Here is a 4772-nt window from a genome sequence, read left to right on the forward strand (position 1 = left end):
GGCCGCCGCCGCAGGCGGGCTCCGCCCGTATTTACTGCCCGTTGCTTCCCGGCGTTTCGTGCGCGCCGCCGGGGCTCACAGCGGCGCAACAGGCAGCCGCCGCAATCCGCACAGCCGCACCCCGCCCGATACCGGCCGGCCCGGCCGGGGACCGGGGCGGACCGGCCGCAGACCGCCGGCACCGCAGGACCGCCCGCAGGACCGCCCGCAGACCCAGCTGCAAACCGTCGGCAGACCCCGGCAGAGCACCTGAAGACCCCGGTAGACCGCCTGCAGACCTCTGCGGGCCTGCGGGCCGGGCCACTCGGGCCGCTGCAGGCCCGGCTACGGCTACGGCTGCGCCTGGGGCTACGGCCGGGGGCGGGTCAGCAGCCGGGCCGGGGGCGGGGGCGGGGGCGGGGGTCTGCGGATACACCCGGTCCGGGGCATGCGATACAGCCCCGTTCCGGCCACGCGACGTTCCTTTAACCGCGTTCACGGTGGGTGTCAAGCCCCGAATTCCGGTGGCATGACAGGGCTGCTCGGGCCGGGCGTACTGGATGTGTTCCGGCGAGTTGCCCTCGCCTTCGATTTCTTCCCTTTCTTCCATGAGCCGCTCCGATACGGATGAGCGGCACAGCGCGCTCTGCCGCAGACGAGGAGGCAACCATGCCTGTCATATCCGTCCCCCAGGACTTCAACGAAGACGAACTCTTCGTTGACCTAGAGGCGATTTTCGGGCACCCGTTGTTCCTCAAATGCGAGGGCTTCAACTTCGCCGGTTCGATCAAACTCAAAGCCGCCACCGAGATGGTCGAGGCCGCCGAACGCGACGGCCTGCTGAAGCCGGACTCGATCCTGGTCGAGTCCTCCTCGGGGAACCTGGGCGTGGCCCTGAGCATGATCGCAGCCAGCAAGGGCTACCAGTTCCTGTGCGTGACCGACTCCCGCTGCAACCTGTCCACCCGGCTGCTCATGGAGGCCCTGGGCGCCCAGGTCCACGTCATCACCGAGGCCGCCGCCGGCTCCGGGTTCCTCGGCGCGCGCATCGACCACGTCCGCGCGCTGTGTGCCTCCGACGACCGCTACGTGTGGCTCAACCAGTACACCAACCCCCACAACGGCATGGCCCACTACCGCAGGACCGGCCCGGCCATCGCCCGGCAGTTCCCCGACCTGGATGTGCTGTTCGTCGGGGCCGGCACCACCGGGACCCTGATGGGCTGCGCACGCTACTTCCGCCAGTGGCACCGGCCGGTGCGCATCGTGGCGATCGACACGGAGGGCTCGGTGACCTTCGGGGACACCCCGGGCCGGCGGATGATCCCCGGCCTGGGCACCAGCGTGCGTCCGCCGATGCTGGATGCGTCCCTGGTGGACGAGGTGGTGCACGTGCCGGAGGCCGACGCCATCCGGACCTGTCACCGGCTGGCCCGGCGCGGGTTCCTGTTCGGGGGCTCCACCGGCACGGTGGTCAGCGGCGCGATGAACTGGCTGGCCGGCAAGGAGGAACAGCAGCTCACCGCGGTGGCCATCGCCCCGGACCTGGGTGAGCGGTATCTGGAGACCATCTACCAGACCAACTGGGTGCAAGACCTCTACGGCGAGGACGTCCTCGACGCCCCGACACCGGCCCCGGCCCCGGCCCCCGCTCCCGCTCCCGCCCCGGCTCCCGCTCCCGCCCCGGCGCCGGCTCCCGTCCCTGCCCCGATCCCGGCACAGGCGCCGGTGCCGGCACAGGCCTCCCTCTCCTCGGCGGCCTGGCCCACACCACCGCCGCGGCCCTCCGGCCGACCCCGCAGGAACTGCTCGAACGCACGGTGACCGCCCGGGCAGCAGCACGGGAGACAGGCACGCGGACTGTTCACCGAGGACGAGATGACCACCCCCTCAGCAACGACGACCACCCTGGCGGGCCCCGGCGGCATCATCTGCCGGCCGACGGGCCACGCCACAGGCGCCGGACACCTCGGCGCCCGCGGCCGCTGCGCCCGCGCCCTTGCGGGGCAAGCAGGCGCCTCACGCACACGCCGTGCGCCTGGCGCGCGCACACCGGCGAGCACCCTGGCCACGCCGGGCGGGCCCTTTGGCCGCGGGGAGAGGACCGGCCCGTCCAGCAGCACGGACACGGACAGCCACCGGGTGCTCCGGGCTGCGGTCTGGGCGGGAGGCGGGCCACGCCCAGCGCGCCCAGGACGCGGATGCTCCCGGGCCGCAGCACGCCCGAGCGCCACCACACCGCACCAGCCGCACCGGCCGCACCGGCGGCCCGGTGAGGGGGGTGCCTGATGGAACAGGCATCCAACGACATGAGCGGCGCGCAGATCGCGGGCTACCGGGTGGAGCGTGAGATCGGCCGCGGCGGCATGGCCGTCGTCTACTGCGCCAGGGACCTGCGTCTGGACCGCACCGTCGCGCTCAAACTCCTCGCCCCCCAAAACGCCCGCAACGACATCTTCCGCCGCCGTTTCATCCACGAATCACGCGTGGCCGCCGCGATCGAGCACCCCCACATCGTGCCGGTCTTCGAAGCCGGCGAAACCGACGGCGTCCTCTACATCGCCATGCGCTACGTCTGCGGACTCGATCTGCGCGCCCTGCTCGACCGCGACGGCCCCCTGCCCGTCCACACCGCCATCCGCATCGCCGCCCAGGTCGCCTCCGCACTCGACGCCGCCCACGACCACGGCCTCGTCCACCGCGACGTCAAACCCGGCAACATCCTCGTCGCCAAGGGCACCGACATCGACCACCCCGAACACGTCTACCTCACCGACTTCGGAGTGACGAAGAAGTCCCTGTCCCTCACCGGATTCACCACCGTCGGCGAGTTCGTCGGCACCGTCGACTACTCCGCGCCCGAACAGTTCTCCCGCCGCCCCGTCGACGGCCGCTGCGACCTCTACAGCCTGGCCTGCGTCGTCTACGAAACCCTCACCGGCAAACCCCCCTTCCAGCACGAGGAGGACATGGCACTGCTGTGGGCGCACCAGTACGACCAGCCGCCCGCCCTGACCGAGAAACGGCCGGGAATCAGCCCCGCACTCGACGACGTCCTGGCCAAAGCCCTCGCCAAAGTCCCCGACGACCGCTACAGCTCCTGCCTCGAGTTCGTCGCCGCCCTGCGCGCCGCCGAAAACCACACCGGCAACCACCCGCCCACCCGCATCGACCTGCGCCCCACGCCCACTCCCCCGCCCCCCGGGCCGCCCCCCGAACCGCCGCCCTGGGCCCGGCCCGTCCTGGGCCGGCCGCACATCACCCTCCCGCCACCCCCGGTGACCTGAACCGCCCCCTCATTTCCCGGGCCGTGCGGACACCGATACGCCTGCCGCACAAGCCACCCGGCGAACGCCGGTACGGTCACCAGCCGGGCGAGGCACCAGCCGGGCGAGGCACGAGCCGGGCCGGGCGGGGCGGGGCGCGGGCGGACAAGCCCCCCACCAGCGGCGGACATGGATCTGGGGCAAGCAGCCCTGTGGACCACTGGATAGAATTCAGGCATGGGAGAGCGGCCCGTCGCGCCGACCGCGCCCGAACTCGTCCCCGACACCAGCCCCAGCTCTGGTCCCGGACCCGGTCCCGGCGGCCGCGGCGGCGGCTGCGGCGGCTTCGCGGTGATGAGTCCGAGCGGGCACCACCACGCCGGATCCGGCCCGTTCAGCGGCATCGTCCGGCCCGGTGGCAGGGGTGTCTGATGGAGCAGGCATCCAACGACATGAGCCTGTATGCGGGGCGGCCCTCCGGCCTGATCGGCGCGCAGATCGCGGGCTACCGGGTGGAGCGTGAGATCGGCCGCGGCGGCATGGCCGTCGTCTACTGCGCCAAGGACCTGCGTCTGGACCGCACCGTCGCGCTCAAACTCCTCGCCCCCGAACTCGCCCGCAACGACACCTTCCGCCGCCGCTTCACCCACGAATCACGCGTGGCCGCCGCGATCGACCACCCCCACATCGTGCCGATCTTCGAAGCCGGCGAAACCGACGGCGTCCTCTACATCGCCATGCGCTACGTCTCCGGACTCGACCTGCGCGCCCTCCTCGACCGCGACGGCCCCCTGCCCGTCCACACCGCCATCCGCATCGCCGCCCAGGTCGCCTCCGCACTCGACGCCGCCCACGACCACGACCTCGTCCACCGCGACGTCAAACCCGGCAACATCCTCGTCGCCAAGGGCACCGACATCGACCACCCCGAACACGTCTACCTCACCGACTTCGGGCTGACGAAGAAGTCCCTGTCCCTCACCGGATTCACCACCGTCGGCGAGTTCGTCGGCACCCTCGACTACGTCGCGCCCGAACAGATCTCCGGCCGCCCCGTCGACGGCCGCTGCGACCTCTACAGCCTGGCCTGCGTCGTCTACGAAACCCTCACCGGCAAACCCCCCTTCCAGCGCGAGGAGGACATGGCACTGCTGTGGGCGCACCAGTACGACCAGCCGCCCGCCCTGACCGAGAAACGGCCAGGGATCACCCCCGCACTCGACGACGTCCTGGCCAAAGCCCTCGCCAAAGTCCCCGACGACCGCTACAGCTCCTGCCTCGAGTTCGTCGCCGCCCTGCGCGCCGCCGAAAACCACACCGGCAAGAGCAGCCACCCGCCCACCCGCATCGACCGCCCCCAAGCCGCCACCGGACACCCCGGCCCGCCCCCCGAACCCCCGCCCTGGGCCCGGCCCGTCTTCCGCCAGCCACCCGGCTAAGGGCTGTCCCGTAATCCCCGGCGGGCGCACGACGACAGCTACGGCACCTCGCTGCGTTGTCGGATCGCCCGAATACGCCCAGTATGAG

The 4772-nt window shown here is 71.9% G+C and carries 4 protein-coding genes; all 4 read left to right on the plus strand.

The genetic code is table 11. The features are described from left to right. The first annotated feature begins 648 nt into the window (after positions 1–648). The 4 genes from sbnA to ACWGI8_RS39750 all read left to right on the plus strand — a co-directional run bounded on the left by sbnA (position 649) and on the right by ACWGI8_RS39750 (position 4684). Entirely contained in the window at positions 649–1803 is a 1155-nt protein-coding gene (gene sbnA / locus ACWGI8_RS39735) for a 2,3-diaminopropionate biosynthesis protein SbnA (RefSeq protein ID WP_453668312.1), read from the plus strand. Positions 1804–2267: 464 nt separating this feature from the next. Next, complete coding sequence (locus tag ACWGI8_RS39740; protein WP_453668313.1) at positions 2268–3266, plus strand: serine/threonine-protein kinase; 999 nt, start codon at positions 2268–2270, stop codon at positions 3264–3266. 216 nt (positions 3267–3482) lie between these two features. After that, the gene (locus ACWGI8_RS39745) at positions 3483–3677 is read left to right on the plus strand and encodes a hypothetical protein (RefSeq protein WP_453668314.1); all 195 of its coding nucleotides are present in this window, start codon (positions 3483–3485) and stop codon (positions 3675–3677) included. Next, complete coding sequence (locus ACWGI8_RS39750; RefSeq protein ID WP_453668315.1) at positions 3677–4684, plus strand: serine/threonine-protein kinase; 1008 nt, start codon at positions 3677–3679, stop codon at positions 4682–4684. Before ACWGI8_RS39745 ends, ACWGI8_RS39750 begins: the two co-directional genes overlap by 1 nt. The last annotated feature ends 88 nt before the right edge of the window (positions 4685–4772 follow it).

The organism is Streptomyces sp. NPDC054841, assembly GCF_053611045.1.

Coding starts and splice junctions, on each gene's coding strand:
- ACWGI8_RS39740 (WP_453668313.1), top strand. CDS start 2,268: ATGGAACAGGCATCCAACGACATGAGCGGCGCGCAGATCGCGGGCTAC.
- ACWGI8_RS39745 (WP_453668314.1), top strand. CDS start 3,483: ATGGGAGAGCGGCCCGTCGCGCCGACCGCGCCCGAACTCGTCCCCGAC.
- ACWGI8_RS39750 (WP_453668315.1), top strand. CDS start 3,677: ATGGAGCAGGCATCCAACGACATGAGCCTGTATGCGGGGCGGCCCTCC.
- sbnA (WP_453668312.1), top strand. CDS start 649: ATGCCTGTCATATCCGTCCCCCAGGACTTCAACGAAGACGAACTCTTC.